Origin of the sequence: Qipengyuania psychrotolerans, assembly GCF_019711355.1 — a bacterium.
Classification (GTDB): Bacteria; Pseudomonadota; Alphaproteobacteria; order Sphingomonadales; family Sphingomonadaceae; genus Qipengyuania; species Qipengyuania psychrotolerans.
On record NZ_CP081297.1, the window covers coordinates 1,526,137 to 1,542,303 of the forward strand.

11 protein-coding genes are annotated in these 16,167 nt (G+C 61.6%); 3 read left to right on the top strand and 8 right to left on the bottom strand.

Annotation, left to right across the window (positions count from 1 at the left end; genetic code table 11):
* Nucleotides 1-14: 14 nt before the first annotated feature.
* The 8 genes from addA to K3166_RS07565 form a co-directional block, all read right to left on the bottom strand.
* Nucleotides 15-3,479 (bottom strand): double-strand break repair helicase AddA, encoded by a 3,465-nt coding sequence (addA, locus tag K3166_RS07530; protein ID WP_221421676.1) that lies wholly within the window; start codon nt 3,477-3,479, stop codon nt 15-17.
* Nucleotides 3,476-6,496 carry a double-strand break repair protein AddB gene (addB, locus tag K3166_RS07535; protein ID WP_221421677.1) on the bottom strand — a complete coding sequence of 1,007 codons (3,021 nt, stop codon included), beginning with the start codon at nt 6,494-6,496 and terminating at the stop codon, nt 3,476-3,478. The genes addA and addB overlap by 4 nt, the downstream gene beginning before the upstream one ends.
* Complete coding sequence (locus tag K3166_RS07540; RefSeq protein WP_221421678.1) at nt 6,489-7,211, bottom strand: nucleotidyltransferase family protein; 723 nt, start codon at nt 7,209-7,211, stop codon at nt 6,489-6,491. Before K3166_RS07540 ends, addB begins: the two co-directional genes overlap by 8 nt.
* Complete coding sequence (locus K3166_RS07545; protein WP_221421679.1) at nt 7,208-8,197, bottom strand: aminoglycoside phosphotransferase family protein; 990 nt, start codon at nt 8,195-8,197, stop codon at nt 7,208-7,210. Before K3166_RS07545 ends, K3166_RS07540 begins: the two co-directional genes overlap by 4 nt.
* Nucleotides 8,194-8,631: a tRNA (adenosine(37)-N6)-threonylcarbamoyltransferase complex ATPase subunit type 1 TsaE gene (gene tsaE, locus K3166_RS07550; protein ID WP_221421680.1), complete on the bottom strand. Its 438-nt coding sequence runs from the start codon at nt 8,629-8,631 to the stop codon at nt 8,194-8,196. The genes K3166_RS07545 and tsaE overlap by 4 nt, the downstream gene beginning before the upstream one ends.
* Nucleotides 8,628-10,970, bottom strand: a complete 2,343-nt coding sequence (locus K3166_RS07555; protein ID WP_221421681.1) for a sensor histidine kinase — start codon at nt 10,968-10,970, stop codon at nt 8,628-8,630. Before K3166_RS07555 ends, tsaE begins: the two co-directional genes overlap by 4 nt.
* 87 nt (nt 10,971-11,057) lie before the next feature.
* On the bottom strand, nt 11,058-12,467 hold the full coding sequence (gene ahcY / locus K3166_RS07560; RefSeq protein ID WP_221421682.1) for an adenosylhomocysteinase: 1,410 nt from the start codon (nt 12,465-12,467) through the stop codon (nt 11,058-11,060).
* 143 nt (nt 12,468-12,610) lie between these two features.
* Nucleotides 12,611-13,069, bottom strand: a complete 459-nt coding sequence (locus K3166_RS07565; RefSeq protein WP_221421683.1) for an S-adenosyl-L-homocysteine hydrolase — start codon at nt 13,067-13,069, stop codon at nt 12,611-12,613.
* 177 nt (nt 13,070-13,246) lie between these two features.
* Here K3166_RS07565 and K3166_RS07570 point away from each other — a divergent pair, with 177 nt between their 5' ends.
* The 3 genes from K3166_RS07570 to K3166_RS07580 all read left to right on the top strand — a co-directional run bounded on the left by K3166_RS07570 (nt 13,247) and on the right by K3166_RS07580 (nt 16,141).
* Complete coding sequence (locus K3166_RS07570; RefSeq protein WP_221421684.1) at nt 13,247-13,726, top strand: peroxiredoxin; 480 nt, start codon at nt 13,247-13,249, stop codon at nt 13,724-13,726.
* Nucleotides 13,727-13,803: 77 nt separating this feature from the next.
* Entirely contained in the window at nt 13,804-14,064 is a 261-nt protein-coding gene (locus tag K3166_RS07575; protein WP_221421685.1) for a hypothetical protein, read from the top strand.
* A 154-nt stretch (nt 14,065-14,218) separates the two neighbouring features.
* Nucleotides 14,219-16,141 carry a TIR domain-containing protein gene (locus K3166_RS07580; protein ID WP_221421686.1) on the top strand — a complete coding sequence of 641 codons (1,923 nt, stop codon included), beginning with the start codon at nt 14,219-14,221 and terminating at the stop codon, nt 16,139-16,141.
* Nucleotides 16,142-16,167: the final 26 nt, after the last annotated feature.

The following is a 16,167-nucleotide window of genomic DNA, read 5'->3' on the forward strand; positions in this document are numbered from 1 at the left end:
GGGCGGCTGTCTGATTACTCAACGGGCGGAAGGGCAAAGCTTTCCTGCCGAGCCGGAAACGCGGCCTTGTAGGCGTCCATTGTCGCAGTGGGCAAGGCGATCAATTGCGGCGTCTGGGTATAGAGGACCGCCGCCTCCACGGCGCGCCCGGGATAGATTGCCTCCAGCGCGGCAACATAGGCCGCCATCTGGCGCAACGTCGCATCCGGCACATCTGCCAGCGACGCGGGAGGGCGGCGGGCGGTCTTGAAATCCACCACGGTGATCTTCTCCGCCGTCACCAGCAGACGGTCAGCAGTCCCCATGACCACCTGTCCCTGCACGGTTGCAGCCAGCGGTATCTCCGCGAGAGCCCCGGGCGCAAAGATATCCGCAAACTGCGGGTTTTCCAGAACCGACAGCGCCCGGCCGAGCATTTCTTCACGTTCGGCATCAGGCAGGTCCGGTGCCTGCCGCGCCATCCAATCGCGCGCACGGTCTGCGCGGTCCTCTGCCGGCACTTCGGGCAGGCGCTCGAGCAGCGCATGGATCAGCACGCCCCGCCTCGCAGCACCGGCGGCCACTTCGGGCGGCAAAGGAGGGTCGCTGCCCTCAATCTCGCCGAGCCCGGAAGGTGAGAGCGGTCGCGGCGGACGCGGTTCAGGTCCGACAGGTTTTGTCGCCCAACCGGGCATGACCTGCTGTTCCGGTGCAGCCTCGGCAATACTGGGCAGCCTGGCATCACTCAGCGCGCCCCATTCGTAGCGAGCGCCCCACAAATCATCCGCCATGGCATCATCGCCCATGAGCGGCTTCAATCGCGCATACCAGCTATCTTCGTGAGGGCCGTTCCTGGCATCACGCGGACCCAGCGATCCGCCGATGAAGAGCGCCTCTTCTGCGCGGGTCATGGCCACGTAAAGAAGGCGCCAGTGTTCTTCCAGCGCAGCCGACGCAGCAATAGCTTCAGCCTCGCGCAGCGGGCCGACTTTCTCGTCTTTCTTGAGACCCGGCACAGGTACGGCAAATTTGCGTTCGCTTCCCGGCGGCGCGTCTTCCAGTTCGAGATCGCCTGATCCATCCGGACCGATGGCCGCATCGGCGAGGATCACGATAGGGGCCTGCAACCCCTTCGATCCGTGAACGGTCATCACGCGGACCTGATCGCCGCCCTCGCCCGCCTCGCGCTTGATTTCACCCTCGCCCGCGTCGAACCACCGGATGAAGCCCTGAAGGCTGGCCACATGGCTGGACGCATAGGCATTGGCCGCGTTGAGCAGTTCGTCGATCGGATCGTTGGCCTCCCGGCCCAGCCGCGCGACGAGTTTGCGGCGGCCATCCATCGGCCCCACCAATATCCAATGCAGCAATTGTTGCGGCGTATCGTAATCGGCGCGGCGCAGGATTTCGCGCAGAGCCTCCATTGTCGAACTGACACGCGGGTTCTCGCTGGCTCGAAGGTGCTCCCACAACCGCACGTTGCGCTCGCGGTAGGCATGGTCGAGCAATTCTTCCTGCGACCAACCAGTCAGCGGGGAAACCAGCAGGTTTGCCAGCGTCAGATCGTCCAGCGGTTGCGCGGCAAAGCGGATGGCAGCCATGAGATCCTTGACCGCGAGCGGGTTGCCCAGCCGCAGCCGGTCGACGCCGGCAACAGGGACACCGTGGCGATAGAGCCGTGCCACGATCAGCGAGGCAAGATCGCGGCGTTTGCGCACCAGCACCATCACATCGCCGGGTCCTGCGCGGCGCGCTTTGCCGCCTTTGACCAGCGGAAAACCATCGTCCATCCAGCGCCTCACCTGACGCGCTATACGGTCGGCAAGCTTGCGGTCGTGCTTGCCCAGCCAGCTATCGTCGGCTTCGCCTTCGTCCATCCCGCTGTCGGCATGGACGGTGTTCCAGAGCGTGACCAGACCCGGTCGGTCCTGGCCGTCATGCGGCTCTGCTTCGCGGTCGAGGCCGAGTTCGGCAGAACCGATTGCGGCAATCGCCTCGTCCACGAAGTCGAGCACGTTGTCCGCGGTGCGAAAGCTCTGGCCCAGACCGTATTCGCGCAAGTATCGCGGATCAGGAGCACCGCGAGCATCCTCTGCGGCCTCTGCAGTGCGGCGCATCTTTTCAGCGAAACGCTCGCGCGCTTCACTGAAATTGCGCGGGCTGGTGCCCTGGAAACCGAAGATGGCCTGCTTGAAATCGCCGACCGTGAAAATCGTCCGGATGCGGTCGGAGCGGGCGCTTTCGCCAGCGAAGAAATCATCGGTCAGCGCTTCGATGATGTTCCACTGTGCACGGTTGGTATCCTGTGCCTCGTCGACCAGGATATGGTCGAAGCTGCGGTCGAGCTTGTACCGGATCCAGTCCGAAACTGCCGCATTCGACAGCAGATGTGCAGCACGCTGGATGAGATCGTCGAAATCGACCAGCCCTTCACGAGCCTTGGCCGCTTCCCAGCGCAAGGCGAATATTCGTCCGGCCTCAAGTTGCGGCGCAAGGAAATCGGACAAGTCGAGCAAGGCGCGGCGTTCTGCGACCTGTTCGATCCCCTGCTTCATCCGTTCGATGAGCTCGCCATACGCTGGATCGATCTTTTCGAGATTGGAAAGCCGGCTGGGTTCGCCCTTCTTGGTGAGGAGCGTACCGTAAAAGCCATCCAATGTTTGCATCCGCCCGTCTGGCGATGCAGCCAGCCATGAAGCCGCGAAGTCGGCATTTTCAAGGCCCGACTTTGCACCCCACTCGGCATTGATCCTGCTGCATGCCTGCAGGCTGGCAATCGGAAAGCTGTCATCGCTGCACGCTTCGGCAACCCATTCCGGTCCTGCATCGCCGGGAACGCCCAGCACGCGGCGAACCGCCCCGGCAAGGTCGCCTTGCCAACCGGGCTGGTACCACAGGTCAAGATAGCCGGCACATTCCATGAGCCAGCCGCGCACCGCGTCGGCACCCTTGCGGCGGCTCATTTCGGCGACCGCCTCCACGAAGCGCGGATCGCCTTCTTCCAACAATTCTCCGAGCACTTCGCGGCTCAGCAGATCGCGCTCGCGGTCCTCCATCGGTTGGCTGCCGGGGAGGATCTCGGCTTCGGCCGGGAAGGCGGCGAGCAGATACTGGGCAAAGGCGTGGATCGTATCAATCCTGAGGCCGCCGCCCGGACAATCGAGGACGCGGGCAAACAGCGAACGGGCACGGCTGCGGGTTTCCGGATCGCTCTTCGCGCCCAGATTGCCGAGCTCGGTGCTCAGCTTGGTGTCGTCCAGACGGACCCAGCGGGCCAGCACTTCGTTGACGCGCACGGCCATTTCCGCCGCGCCCGCCTTGGTGAAGGTAAGGCACAGGATCTGCGAGGGGTCCGCGCCGGGTTCCAGCAGCAGGCGCAGGACGCGCGCCGACAGGACCTGCGTCTTGCCGGTGCCCGCGCTGGCCGAAAGCCAGACGCTTTCCTGCGGGTCGACCGCATCGCGCTGGTGACCGACGAGAGGATAGACCTTGCCGCTCATAGCGCATCCTCTTCCGCGTCGAGGTGCGGAAGCCATTCTTCGAGCCGCATCAACTGGTCGTAAGTATCATAGGCCGGATAGTCCGGATTGAGGCGCGCGGTGAATGGATCGTCACCCTTGATCCAGCGCGCTATAGCTTCAGTCAGATAGGCCTTCGTTTTGGGCAGGAACTCTTCCGGTTCGACGCCCGACCGTTTCGAGCCCACTTTCAGCGGGGTTTCCACATAACCGAAGCCGAACGGGTTTGCATCGGACTTCGCCTTGCCCAGCGACCAGTATTCGAACGCTCCGGCATGGCCCGAAATCCCTTCGAACCCGCCGCTTTCGGCCATCATGCCGAGAAGACCGAGTTGGAGCGCATAGCCTTCTTCCACCATCTTCGATGATGGCGGCGAACCGGTCTTGTAATCGACGACGGCGAGGCTCCCGTCATCCAGCCGGTCGAGCCGGTCGATCTTGCCGTGCACGCGCACACCGTCGACGTGCATTTCGCCCCAGGCCTCGACTTTCTCGACGCTGCGCCGGCCATATTGCGCAATTTCACTTTCGACCCATTCGAGCGCACGCTGCAAACGCGGCTGCCACAGGCCCCGCATCAGCGGATGAAGATTTCGCTCGTCGAAAACGTGGGCCATCGTTTCGCGGATGGGCAGCTGCGGATCGGCCTTGTGCCATTCCTCAAGTATCTGGTGCGCAACTTCGCCCTGCCATGCTGCCGACGGTTCAGCATCGAGCGCATCCAGATCGGACAGGCCAAGTATCCGCTGGGCATAGAACTGGTACGGATCGCCCCGCAGCCGGTCGAGCGCGGTTGCGGAGATCGCAACGAGGCGCTGCTCGGCAGATGGCATCGGCCTGGGGCGCGGATATTCTGCATCGGGTTCGGCGCGTGCAATGGCCTTGGCCAGATCGACCGCGTCAGTCTCGAGGTGCCTGCCAAGCTGCTCGCCAAGCAGTGCCTGCACGCGCAGCAGGAAGCGGCTGGGAATAGCCGGACCGCCTTCGTCCCGTGCAGACCGGCTCAACACGACTTCGGGCGCGCCAAGCGTTCCGGCAAGATCATGCGCAGACAGGCCGATGCGAAAATCGCTTCCCGGCACGCCGAGCGTTCTCAGGACAGGCGGTGCCAGCAGGGCATCCACACTTCCGCGAGCAGGCCAGACGCCTTCGTTGAGGCCTGCGCAAACGACCAGGTCCGCCCTGTTCATCCGGGCTTCGAGGAGGCCGAGAATCTGGACCCGCGCATGACCGCCATAAGGCGGGCGCACCGCAATTTGCTCCATCGCATCGGACAAGAGCGCAGCGACATCACGCGGCGCGACCGTGAAGGCGGCCTCGCGTGCATGGAGGCGGAATTCTTCGACAAATGCCGCAAGGCTGCGGCCATCTTCGCGCCCCCACAACCGCTCACCGCACAGCTGCTCGGCGCTGGCTGCAAGCGTATCGATCAATTCGGCAAGGAGTGCCGGTTCATCGTGATCGCTGGCGACAAGAGGCTCCAAGGCCGCCTCCGCCTGCTTCCAGAACTCACCCACATTCGCGTGCGTTTCCGCAAGTTTGCTGACCACTTCGCGGACCGGTTCGAGGCCAGTTTCCAGCCGTGGCCCGCGCAGTTCGCGCTCTACACGGCGTAATTGCCGCAGCCAGACGCCGCGCTCCATCTCGCCGCTTGCGAGCGGATGACCGAGCAGCGCCATCAGCGGCACCGACATCGCATTCTCGGCCATAACCTCCGCTGCCAGCAGGAAAGCGCGGCCAGCGGCGGTTTGTGACAGCGGGCGGCCCGCGGAATCGTCTGCCGAAATATTCCAGCGTGCAAGGTGATGGACCACGCGGCGAGCGAGGGAACGGTCGGGTGTCACCACCGCCACGCGCCGTTCGGGTTCTTCGATCGCTTCGCGCACGAGCAGGGCGATGGCCTGCGCTTCTTCCTCGGGATTGGTGGTCTGCATGACGCGCACGCCAGACAGGCGCCGCTTCTCGCTCGGAAGGTCCGCCCAGACCTTGCTCGCTTCCGGCGGCAGGAAAACCGCGCCGATGGCCTGACTGCGTTCAGGCGGGGCAGCGCTCATGCCCTTACGGTGCCATGGCTGCACCTCTTCGCGCCGAACGCTCATCCGATTGAGCAGCAGTTTGAGATGATACTGCGGGTGTGTGACCGCATCTTCGCGCGCAAAGGGTGTGTCGCCCGGCTCGGGGCGATTTCCTGCCCTGCCCAGTTCAGCCCACACTTCCTCGGTCATCGTAAGATCGAAGTCGGGCAGGATGACCGCGCCTCTCGGCAGTTCGCTCACAACTCGCAAAAGCTTTGCCAGTGCAGGCGCAGCGCTGGTGACACCGGCAGCCACGATCGGGGTATCTGGGGGATTGGCCTTCCATGAAGCCGCCGCGTGATCGAACAACCGGTTCCGCCGCGCAGCTGCATCGAGCGAACCGTTTTCCCCGAGCCAAGCCAGCCACCGCGTCTGGACGCGTGCGAAAAGCCTCAGCGAATGCTGCCAGTGCTCCGACAGGCTGGGGTGGATCTCGAGCACCTTTTCGTCGAGCAATTGCTCCGGCCCGACATCTTCGACCAGCAGCCGGTCCATCGTCGCGCCGGTTTCCAGCGCGAGGCGCAGCAAGGTGGCGCCCTTGGGTGCATCGTCGCCCATTTCCTCGGCAATAAGCGCGGCCAGCGCGAACATCCTGCGCTGCGGATCGACCGCAGGTTTGATATCGCTACTGCCAAGCGGATCAAGCAGCGGCCCCAGTGCCTCGTCCAGATCGAGATCGCCGACGACTGCCATACGCGGCATCAGCAGGCCGGGTGTGCCCTGCTCTCCGGCATGGCGAATGAAGGCTTCTGAAACGGTCCGCCGGGCACGGCTGCTCGGCAGCAACAGAGTCAGGCGAGCAAGGCCGACATCAGCTTGTGAATATCGCGGCACGAGGCCTGCAACCAGTGCGTCGGCAAAACCGCGATGCGCGGCGATCGAATAGACTTGCGGCTGAGGTGCGACCCGGTCTGTGTCAGCCACCTCTGAGCGCCACTTCGGTCGGCCGGATATGCTGGGGAGTTCCGACTTCGTACCATTGGCCGGTAAAGGCGACACCGAACAGGCGGCCTTCTTCGATTGCGCGGTCCCACAGGATGTTGGTGGAAAATTTCCCGTCCGGGGCATCGCGCAGCAGGCGGTGCGAAACCAGCTGGATGCCCGTATAGATGAAGGGAGCGATCCGGTCGGGCTTCTTGCGCGTCAGCCGGCCGCCGGCATCCATGTAAAAATCGCCGGTGCCGTTGAAGTTGTGGGCGCGGACGTGTGTGACAACCAGCAGCAGCGCATCCATCCGGTCCGGATCCCACGCCTGCGACAAGTCCAGGAACGCATTGCGCGGCCCGTCGAGCCAGATGCTGTCGGCATTGCACGCGAAAAAGGGATCGGGAAGCTGGCCAGCCGCCTTGGCCTTGACCATGCCGCCGCCGGTTTCGAGCAATTGTTCGCGCTCGTCTGAAAATTCGACGGTGGGCGCCTTGCGCGATCCGATGTGCGCTTCGATCGATTCCGCAAGGTAATGGACATTGACCACCGCCTTGGCGATCCCCGCGTCTTCGATCCGGTCGAGCGCGCTATCGATCAGCGGTTTGCCCGCCACCCGCACCAGCGGCTTGGGCGTCGTCGCGGTGAGCGGGCGCATGCGTTTGCCAAGCCCTGCCGCCATCAGCATCGCCGTATCGGAAGCGAGTTTGGTCACCCGATCTCTCCGCCATGATTGTCACGCAAATCCTGCGGAATATTGGCCGCGAACCAGTCTGCCACAGGGGCAAGCGCTTCATGCCTCAGGTCCCGCTCCATCGCCGCCCATACGCGCGGAATCATGCGCAGGTAGCGCGGCTTGCCATCACGCTTGAAGAGCCGGGTGAAAATGCCGACGATCTTGGCATTACGCTGGGCACCGAGCAGCGCGTAATCGGCCTCGAAATGCTCGTCCGGCGCGGCGGCAGCGCGGTAGCGGCACAGCATGTCGTGTTCGAGCGATTCCGAAACATCGCGCCGGGCATCCTGCAACAGGCTGACAAGATCGTATGCCTTGTGCCCGACCAGTGCATCCTGGAAATCGATGATGCCCTGCTCCCCGGCAAGTTCGCCTGGCTCGAGCAGCATGATGTTCTCGGCATGGTAGTCACGCAGCACCGTTACACCGGGGTTCTGGCGCTGAAGCAATGGCGTCAGCACCTTGTTCCACGCCGCTTCCCATCCAGCCTCGTCCACGCTCAAACCTGCAGCGGCGCAGTACCATTCCACGAATAGCCCTGCTTCACGGTGATAGACGGCCATATCGTATGGATCGAACGGCCCGGGCGGCAGGGTATGCAGCTTGACCAGCGCATCGATGGCTTGGGCATAGACCGCGTGCTCGTCCTCGGGATGAGCGTCGATCCATTCCTTCATCCGCTCGTCACCGAAATCCTCGGTCAGGATCCATCCCTTGTCCGGCAGTTCCGCCAGTATCTGTGGCGCGCGCATGCCGTTGTCGGAAAGCCAGTGCGCAACGTGCAGGAATGGCCGGGGATCTTCGTGCGGCGGCGGGGCGTGCATCAGCATCGCGCTGCGTCCGCCCATGCGGAGGCGGAAATAGCGGCGGAAGCTTGCGTCACCCACCAGCGGGGCGATTTCGGCCCCCTGCCAGGCGGTATCGCCGAGAAAGTCATGGATGCCGTCGGGCAGGTTATCGCTCATGGCATCCGGCTTTGCCAATCTTCCCCCGGTTTCACAACGGCCTGCCTGCCCTCTCCCACGGTTTCGAGCAGAATTTCGAGGCAGCTCGTCTCATGCGCAAAGCCGCCAGCGTGATCCGGCCATTCAGCCAGCAAGGCGGCACCTTCGCGGTAATCGTCCAGCCCGATTTCTTCAGCCTCGGACAGATTTTCCAGCCGGTAGAAATCCGCATGCACCAGCGGAACGCGCAAATGATCGTATGTTTCGACAATCGTGAAGGTGGGCGACGGGACTTCGCCCTCGTGCCCCAGTGCAGCGATGATCGCGCGCGCCAGCGTCGTCTTGCCTGCGCCCAGCCCTCCGGAAAGGGCGACGACGTCTCCGGGTCTCAGCTGTGCGGCGATGCGTTTCCCGAACGCATCCATCGCCGCCAGATCAGGTAATGCTTCGATCACGGCAGCGTGATGACTGCGCTGGTTCCGGCATTGCGGCTGCTCTGGATTTCCAGCGTCCCGCCGTGCGCTTCGACCAACTGCCGCGCGAGCGGGATGCCGAGGCCGTGGCGGCGTTCTATACCCTTGCCGTCGGCAGCCATCCGGATACCCTCAAGCGCGCGCGCCAGTTCGTGCTGGGTCATCCCGCGCCCATTGTCGGAAATCGCAATCCGGTTGAGCCCGCGCTGCTTGGCAACGTCGATGACAATGCGGCCGCCCTGCGGCGTGTTGGCGATGGCATTGTCGAGCAATTGCCCCACCGCGCGCTGAAGCTGCTGCTTGTCGCCTTCGATGACCTTCTTGGCATTGCCCCTCAGGTCGAGAGTCAGCCCGCCTTCGATAATGGCCTGCTCGCGCTTGCGCACGGCTTCGGTGAGCAGCGGCAGCAGGTCGACTTTGCTCTTGCGCAGCGGCATCAGTCCTGCTTCGGACTGCGACAGGTCGAGCACGTTTTCCACCTGTTCGGTAAGCTTGCCGACCGACTGGGTGATCGCCTCGATATATTCTTTGGCCTGAGGCGTGAGTTCACCTGCCAGCCCGCTTTCCAGCATTTCGGCAAATCCGCCGATGGTGGTCAGCGGTGTGCGGAATTCATAGCTCATATTGGCGAGGAAACGAGTCATTACCGCGTCAGCCTCTTCCAAGGCCCGGTTGCGTTCGCGCAGCGCCTCTTCGGCCTGCTGCGATGCGGTGACGTCCATTACGGTCAGCAATCCATTGCCATCGGGCAACGGGACGCCGGCATAGTCGAGCGTGCGACCGTCGGCGAGTTCGATCCGGCCTTCGCGGTTCTTCCGGTCCAGCGTGGCGGACCGGATCGTCTGCCCAATCTGCGTGACCGCAGCGGGATCGACGAGCTGCTGCGCAATCGCTTCGAGCAGTTCCTCTGCCTGCGGGTGATTGTCGAGGACCTCGCTGTCGAGGCCCCATGCCTTGGGAAAACCGCGGTTCCACAGTTCCAAGTGTCCGTCCGGCGCAAAAATCGCGAGCGCTTCGAACAGGTTGTCGAAAGTCGCCGTTCTCGTGCGCAGCATCGTGTCGCGGCCAGCGGACAGGGCAAGCTGTTCGGTGCGATCCTCGGCGATCATCACGAGGCCGCCGTCCGGCAGCGGCTGGGCCACGACGCGCAGATGGGTGCCATCGGGTAATGGCCAGGCGACGTCTTCCGATTCGTCCTTCTGGAACCACCCGACCAGTTCGTTGCGCCACGCCGGGAAATCACGCACTTCCGGGATGCGCCCGTTTTCGCGCGCTACCATCAGCATCTGCTCGAAACTGGTGCGCTCGTTTACGACGCCCGGCGGAAGCGAAAAGACCCGGTGGAAAGGCTGGTTGGCAAAGGCCATCCGGCGGCGTGCGTCGAACTGCGCAACCCCGATGGAAAGCTGGTCGAGCATGGAACGCTGCGCTTCGCGGAACGCGCGGAATTCGCGGGCCTGCTCCTCCATTTCCTCGATATCGACTGCGTAGCCAGCGATCCCCTCGCCCGCCAGGGGCAAGTCGGTGACGCGGACCGTGCGGCGCGCGTCCTTGATCGTGGCAGACAGGATCCGTTCAATCGGCTGGCGGCGGTCGGCGGCTTGCTGCGCGACTTCGGCAGCCGTTCGCCCGCCCACTCTTTCGACCAGCTCGATCTGATCGCTGACAACCTGATCCGCGCTCTGGCCGCCAACGGCTTCTACATAGGCCCGGTTGACCAGGCGCAGCTGCATATCGCCGCCGCGGAACCACATCGGCATAGGGGCCGCTTCGATCAGGCCGACCAGCGCGCCGAAATCGTCACGTGCGCGCGCCGCTTCTTCGCCGAGGCGTGCCAGCTCGTCTTCTGTCTCGGTAAAATCGAACACCCAGATCAGCGCTGCCCCGTTGGGCGAAACTGCGGGATCGGCCAGCGCGCCGCGCAAAGCCAGGGTCTTGCCGGACCCGAGCGGACGAAGCGACATCTTGAACGGTTTTGCGCTCTTCTGGGTTCGGCGCACGAGCGTTGAAAGCTCTTCAATCTGCTCTTCGGTCAGCCCGATCCCGTCACCGCCCGCCAGTTCGCTGAGATATTCGGGTACTCTTTCCAGCCCCAGCCACCGCGCAAAGCGGTCCGGAGCCTCGATCCGCCCGTCGCTGCGCACCATCAACGGGATTGCCGGACCTTCTTCAACCATCCGCGAAAGCCGCATGGCAGCCTTGCGGTGCGCCTCGGCTGCCTGCGTGCGCGTGGTCGCGCGCAGCATCAGCCAGACTGCCGCGCCGGTCCACACGGCCAGCAGCAGTCCGATCAGCGGCAGGAGGGTCGGCGAAACTTCCATTATCTGCCAGCTATGCGGCAAGCGGCGGGGATGCAATGCCCCGCCGCCCTATTGCCATGCTTACCGGTCGAAAAACCGGCGAAATGATCAGTAACGATAGTGTTCCGGCTTGAACGGACCTTCGACCGGCACGCCGATATAGTCTGCCTGCACCTTGCTCAGCTTGGTGAGCTTGACGCCCAGCTTGTCGAGGTGAAGCGCGGCAACCTTTTCGTCCAGCTTCTTGGGCAAGACGTAAACGTCGTTCTCGTAACCGTCGGTGTTTTCCCAGAGTTCGATCTGCGCGAGCACCTGGTTGGTGAACGAGCAGCTCATCACGAAGCTGGGGTGGCCGGTGGCGCAGGCCAGGTTCACCAGCCGGCCCTTGGCCAGCACGATGATTTCCTTGCCGTCGGGGAACTTCACCAGGTCGGTGCCCGGCTTGAGTTCGGTCCACTCGTAATTGTCGAGCGCGGAGATCTGGATCTCGCTGTCGAAGTGGCCGATGTTCGAAACGATGGCCATCGGCTTCATCGCCATCATGTGTTCGGCGGTTATAACGTCCTCATTGCCGGTGGTGGTCACGAAGATGTCGGCGCGCGTGACCGCTTCTTCCATCGTTACGACTTCGAAGCCCTCCATTGCAGCCTGAAGCGCGCAAATCGGATCGATTTCCGTCACCAGCACGCGTGCGCCGCCATTGCGGAGCGACTGGGCCGATCCCTTGCCGACATCGCCGTAACCGGCAACGCAGGCGACCTTACCCGAGAGCATGACGTCGGTTGCACGGCGGATCGCGTCGACCAGCGATTCGCGGCAACCATATAGGTTGTCGAACTTCGACTTGGTCACGCTGTCGTTCACGTTGATCGCGGGGAACGGCAGCTTGCCCTGCTTGGCGAGGTGATACAGGCGGTGGACACCAGTGGTCGTTTCTTCCGATACGCCCTTGATGTTCTTCACGCTCTTGGTGAGGTAACCGGGCTTCTTAGCAACGAATTCCTTCAGCGCGCGCTGCATCTCGATTTCTTCGGCGTTCTGCGGCTCGGGCATTTCTTCGCCCGCTTCCATGCGTGCGCCCCACAGAGCGAACATGGTCGCATCGCCGCCATCATCGAGGATGAGGTTGGCAGTGCAATCCGGATCTTCTTCGGTCGACCAGTCGAAGATCTTGCCGACATAATCCCAATATTCGGCAAGGCTTTCACCCTTGACCGCGAAGATGGGAATTTCGTTCGCAGCCATCGCAGCGGCTGCGTGGTCCTGGGTCGAATAGATGTTGCAGGTCGCCCAGCGCACTTCCGCTCCCAGTGCGGTGAGCGTTTCGATCAGCACGGCGGTCTGGATCGTCATGTGCAGCGATCCGGTGATGCGTGCGCCCTTGAGGGGCTGGCTTTCGCCGAATTCCTCACGCGTGGCCATGAGGCCGGGCATTTCGGTTTCGGCAATGCGGATTTCCTCGCGTCCGTAATCGGCGAGTGAAATGTCCTTGATGACGTAGTCGTTGAACTGGGCCACGGGCGGTCCTTTTTCTGATCGATAAATTGGTGTCGGCACCGCGCATGAAGAAGGGGCGGCACCCGCAAGCGCCGCCCCTAGCCCTTCAACTGTGGGAGAGCAACAGCGCCCCCTCTGATGCTCTCCCAAGCGCCCCGAAAGGCTTAGCGACGTGCCCAGCGCCCCCCGCTGCGCGGCCGCGGGCCCAGCAGTTCGTCTGCCGCCTGCGACAGGACTGCCGGGTCTTTCGAGCGCGAAAGATCCGAAGTGATCTCCTTGAGCTCCGCGCATCCAAGCCAGGGATGACCCTGTCCGTACTGATTGGCCATGCCGACGCTCACCTTATCGAGCGCGCGCTTGGCACCTTTATGGCCGTGCCGGCTCACAAGTCCGCTCTCCATCCGGCGAGCCGCCCCATTGAGCGTGCTCAGGTGATTGGCGGAGAACTTGCGATAGTCTGCCTGGAAATCGTCGCTTCCCATGCGGCAGCGCAGCGATGTCACCATCAGCATGATGTCCAGCTTGCGGATCTGCTCGTCGCCCGTCCCGGCGCTGGCAGTGGTTGGCACGAAAAGAAGCGCCGCCGCCGAAGCTGCAACTGCGAAAGTCTTATGTATTTTCATAGTCCCTGGTCTCCCTCCGCGAGCGACCCGTTGCCCGCGATGAGAAAGATGGCTGCAAAAATTTACCGGAATTTAAACCCGCGCAGTAAACCGGCCTTAACCAACAGGCTCCCTTGCATGCACGCTTCGTCTCTCTACATCGTGAGTGTGGACGGGAAGACACAGGAGTTTTATCAAATGACAATCGCTGTAGGCGACAGCCTCCCTGACGTGAAACTGGTGAAGGCGACGCCCGATGGGCCGCAGCAGGTCCAGTCGAGCGAGTATTTCAAGGGCAAGACCGTGGCGCTGTTTTCGGTGCCAGGTGCATTCACGCCGACATGCTCTGCCAAGCACCTGCCGGGATATGTGGAAAAGGCCGATGAACTGAAGGCAAAGGGCGTCGACGAGATTGCCTGCACCGCGGTCAACGATGCCTTCGTGCTTGGCGCATGGAAAGGTGCCAATAACGCGGATCAGGTCACCATGCTGGCAGACGGCAACGCCGAATTCGCCGAAGCGGTCGACCTTACCATGGATGGATCGGGTTTCGGCCTCGGCAAACGCGGACAGCGTTATTCCATGCTGGTCGAAGACGGCGTGGTGAAGCAGCTCAACGTCGAGGCACCGGGCGATTTCTCGGTTTCCAGCGCAGAGCATATGCTCAGCCAGATGTAGCGGAATACCTGTCCCGATTGCGGACAAATGCGCGCCCCGTCTTGCCTCAGCGCAAGGCGGGGCGCAGTCTTTCGGGCATGGCAAAGGAAACCGACAGCGGCGACACGCAATTCGGCGTTCTACTCGGCTGGGAATCCGCCCCCGCCGGCGAACGCATCGCGCTCAAACTGCAAAGCACACGCAAAGTCGTCGAGAGCTCCGAAGACGTGCACGAATTCCGCTATTTCCTGAGCAAGGAACAGGCCGTCCAGCTCGGGAATTATCTATATCGGTTGGCCGGCGAAACGGCGCCCACCCGCAAGAAGCGCGGCTTCATAGAAAGATTGATGGGCGGCTGACTGCGTTCTCAACTACAATTTGGCAAACCGAAAGCCTGGTATTGGGTAGACAGCGGACGTTGACGTTCGCGCCCAAAGGACAGCTCGTAAACAAACATTGTGGCATCATTCATTGACCTGCTAACAAATTATCGGTCGCACAGTTGGAGCAAGCGTGGCCGATATTTTCATTTCTTATACACGAGCAGATCGCGCAAAGATCGAAAGACTCGCGGGAACTCTCGCGACCAGCGGGTATGATGTCTGGTGGGATCGTGACATCACTGGAGGCTCCGAATTCAGCGCTGTCATTGAACGCGAACTCATCGCCGCCAAGACCGTCGTAGTAGCTTGGTCGGAGAACTCGCTTCGCTCTCATTGGGTTCGCGACGAAGCCGAATTTGCCAGAACTGGTGAGAAGCTAGTGCCGATTTCGCTAGACGGCGTCCTTCCTCCACTTGGTTTCAGGCAGATACACGTTTTGGCATTTGAAGGTTGGAATGGTGACCGTTCGCATTCTTCCTTTCGCGAGCTGTTGGCTTCGCTCGGCAAAACTCCCTCGCAAGGCACCCGGTCGCGTTGCGAAGAGTTCAGCCCAAAGGCGCCTGGTGGCAGCGCTTCGATCGCAGTGCTCCCCTTCACCAACATGTCATCGGACCCTGAACAGGAGTACTTTTCCGACGGGATAGCCGAAGACATTCTCAACGCCTTGTCCAGCTCGACGGACTTGCTCGTCGCTGGCAGGACCTCCTGCTTTGCGCTCAAAGGCAAGAATGCCGATGTGAAAGACATTGGCGCCCAGCTAAATGTCGATCATGTTCTCGATGGCTCGGTTAGGAAACAAGGCAATCGTGTCCGCATTACCGCACAGCTCATTCGGGCGAGTGACGGGTTTCAATTGTGGTCAGAGCAATATGATGGGACGCTCGAAGATGTCTTTGATCTACAAGACCGAATTTCCGGGTCGATCGTCGAACAATTACAGGCAGTTCTGACCAGCACTCAAGATGGGCGTGTGGCAGAACAACTGACTGACAATCAGGAAGCCTATGATTTATTTTTACGTGCTCGAGCATTGGTCAACAAGGTCTGGGGTGATGACACGCTTACACGCGCCGTGAAGATTTTGGAGCAAACTGTCGAGTTGGATCCGCAGTTTGTGAGCGCGTGGGAGTTGTTGGCACGCGCGCACTTTCTCGTCCCACAGTTCATCTCAAACAATGATGAGAAATTGAATTACGCTGCAAGCGAAAAGGCCGCTCGCCGAGCGCTTGACCTGGACCCCAGTTCCGATCTCGCACAGTACCTTGTGCAGGCCGCGAGTTGGGACGGGCAGGACATTGGACTATTTCTTGAACGAATAGCACGTCCCGTCGACCGAGCGACCGCCGACGAGTTGGTCTTCGTGGGTGGACTTACGCAGCTCATCTTGGGCCGAGTATCAGCGGCACTGCCAAAGTTTCGGGACGCATTAAATCGCGATCCTTTGTCCGGACGCATGGCCTATAATCTTGCAGAATGTCACCTAGAACTATCGATGTTCGAGCGCGCCGAAGAATTGTTTAATCAGTCGATCGAGAATGGCTTTAACGCCGGTTTCTTTGGATTAGCCAAAATTAGAATGATTGAAGGGAAGCCGGACGAAGCAATTAATATGATGATGTCTGCCTACGAAGCGATAGGGGAAGGCATTTATCCTCACATGCGCTCGCGAGAACAGTGGGAGTTGGTTGGACGGGCTGCTTATGCGGGTGATCAGGAAGCTCAAGCAAAGGTCGAAGCATCGATCGTCGCAATGGATGCAGAGGGCTCGCTGCCTGTAAACTATTTGGTTTTGACGGTGCTGATTTGCGAGCAAAGCGCCGAGACCTTTTTTCGTCTCTACAAGAAGAAGAGTTCTCCTGCGATGCACTTTTGCATTGCTCATTCCTTTTGGCAGCCGTCAGATCGCGCCCACGGTTTTCGTCAGCACCCTGGATTCAAGCCATTCGCTGAGGAAATCGGTCTTGTAGATGCTTGGCAAAAATTTGGATGGCCCGATCTCGCGAGACCAAACCCCGGCACCGATGGCTCAAATGGAGCCTGGACGATCGATTAATATCTAGACGAGCAAACTATCGCCAA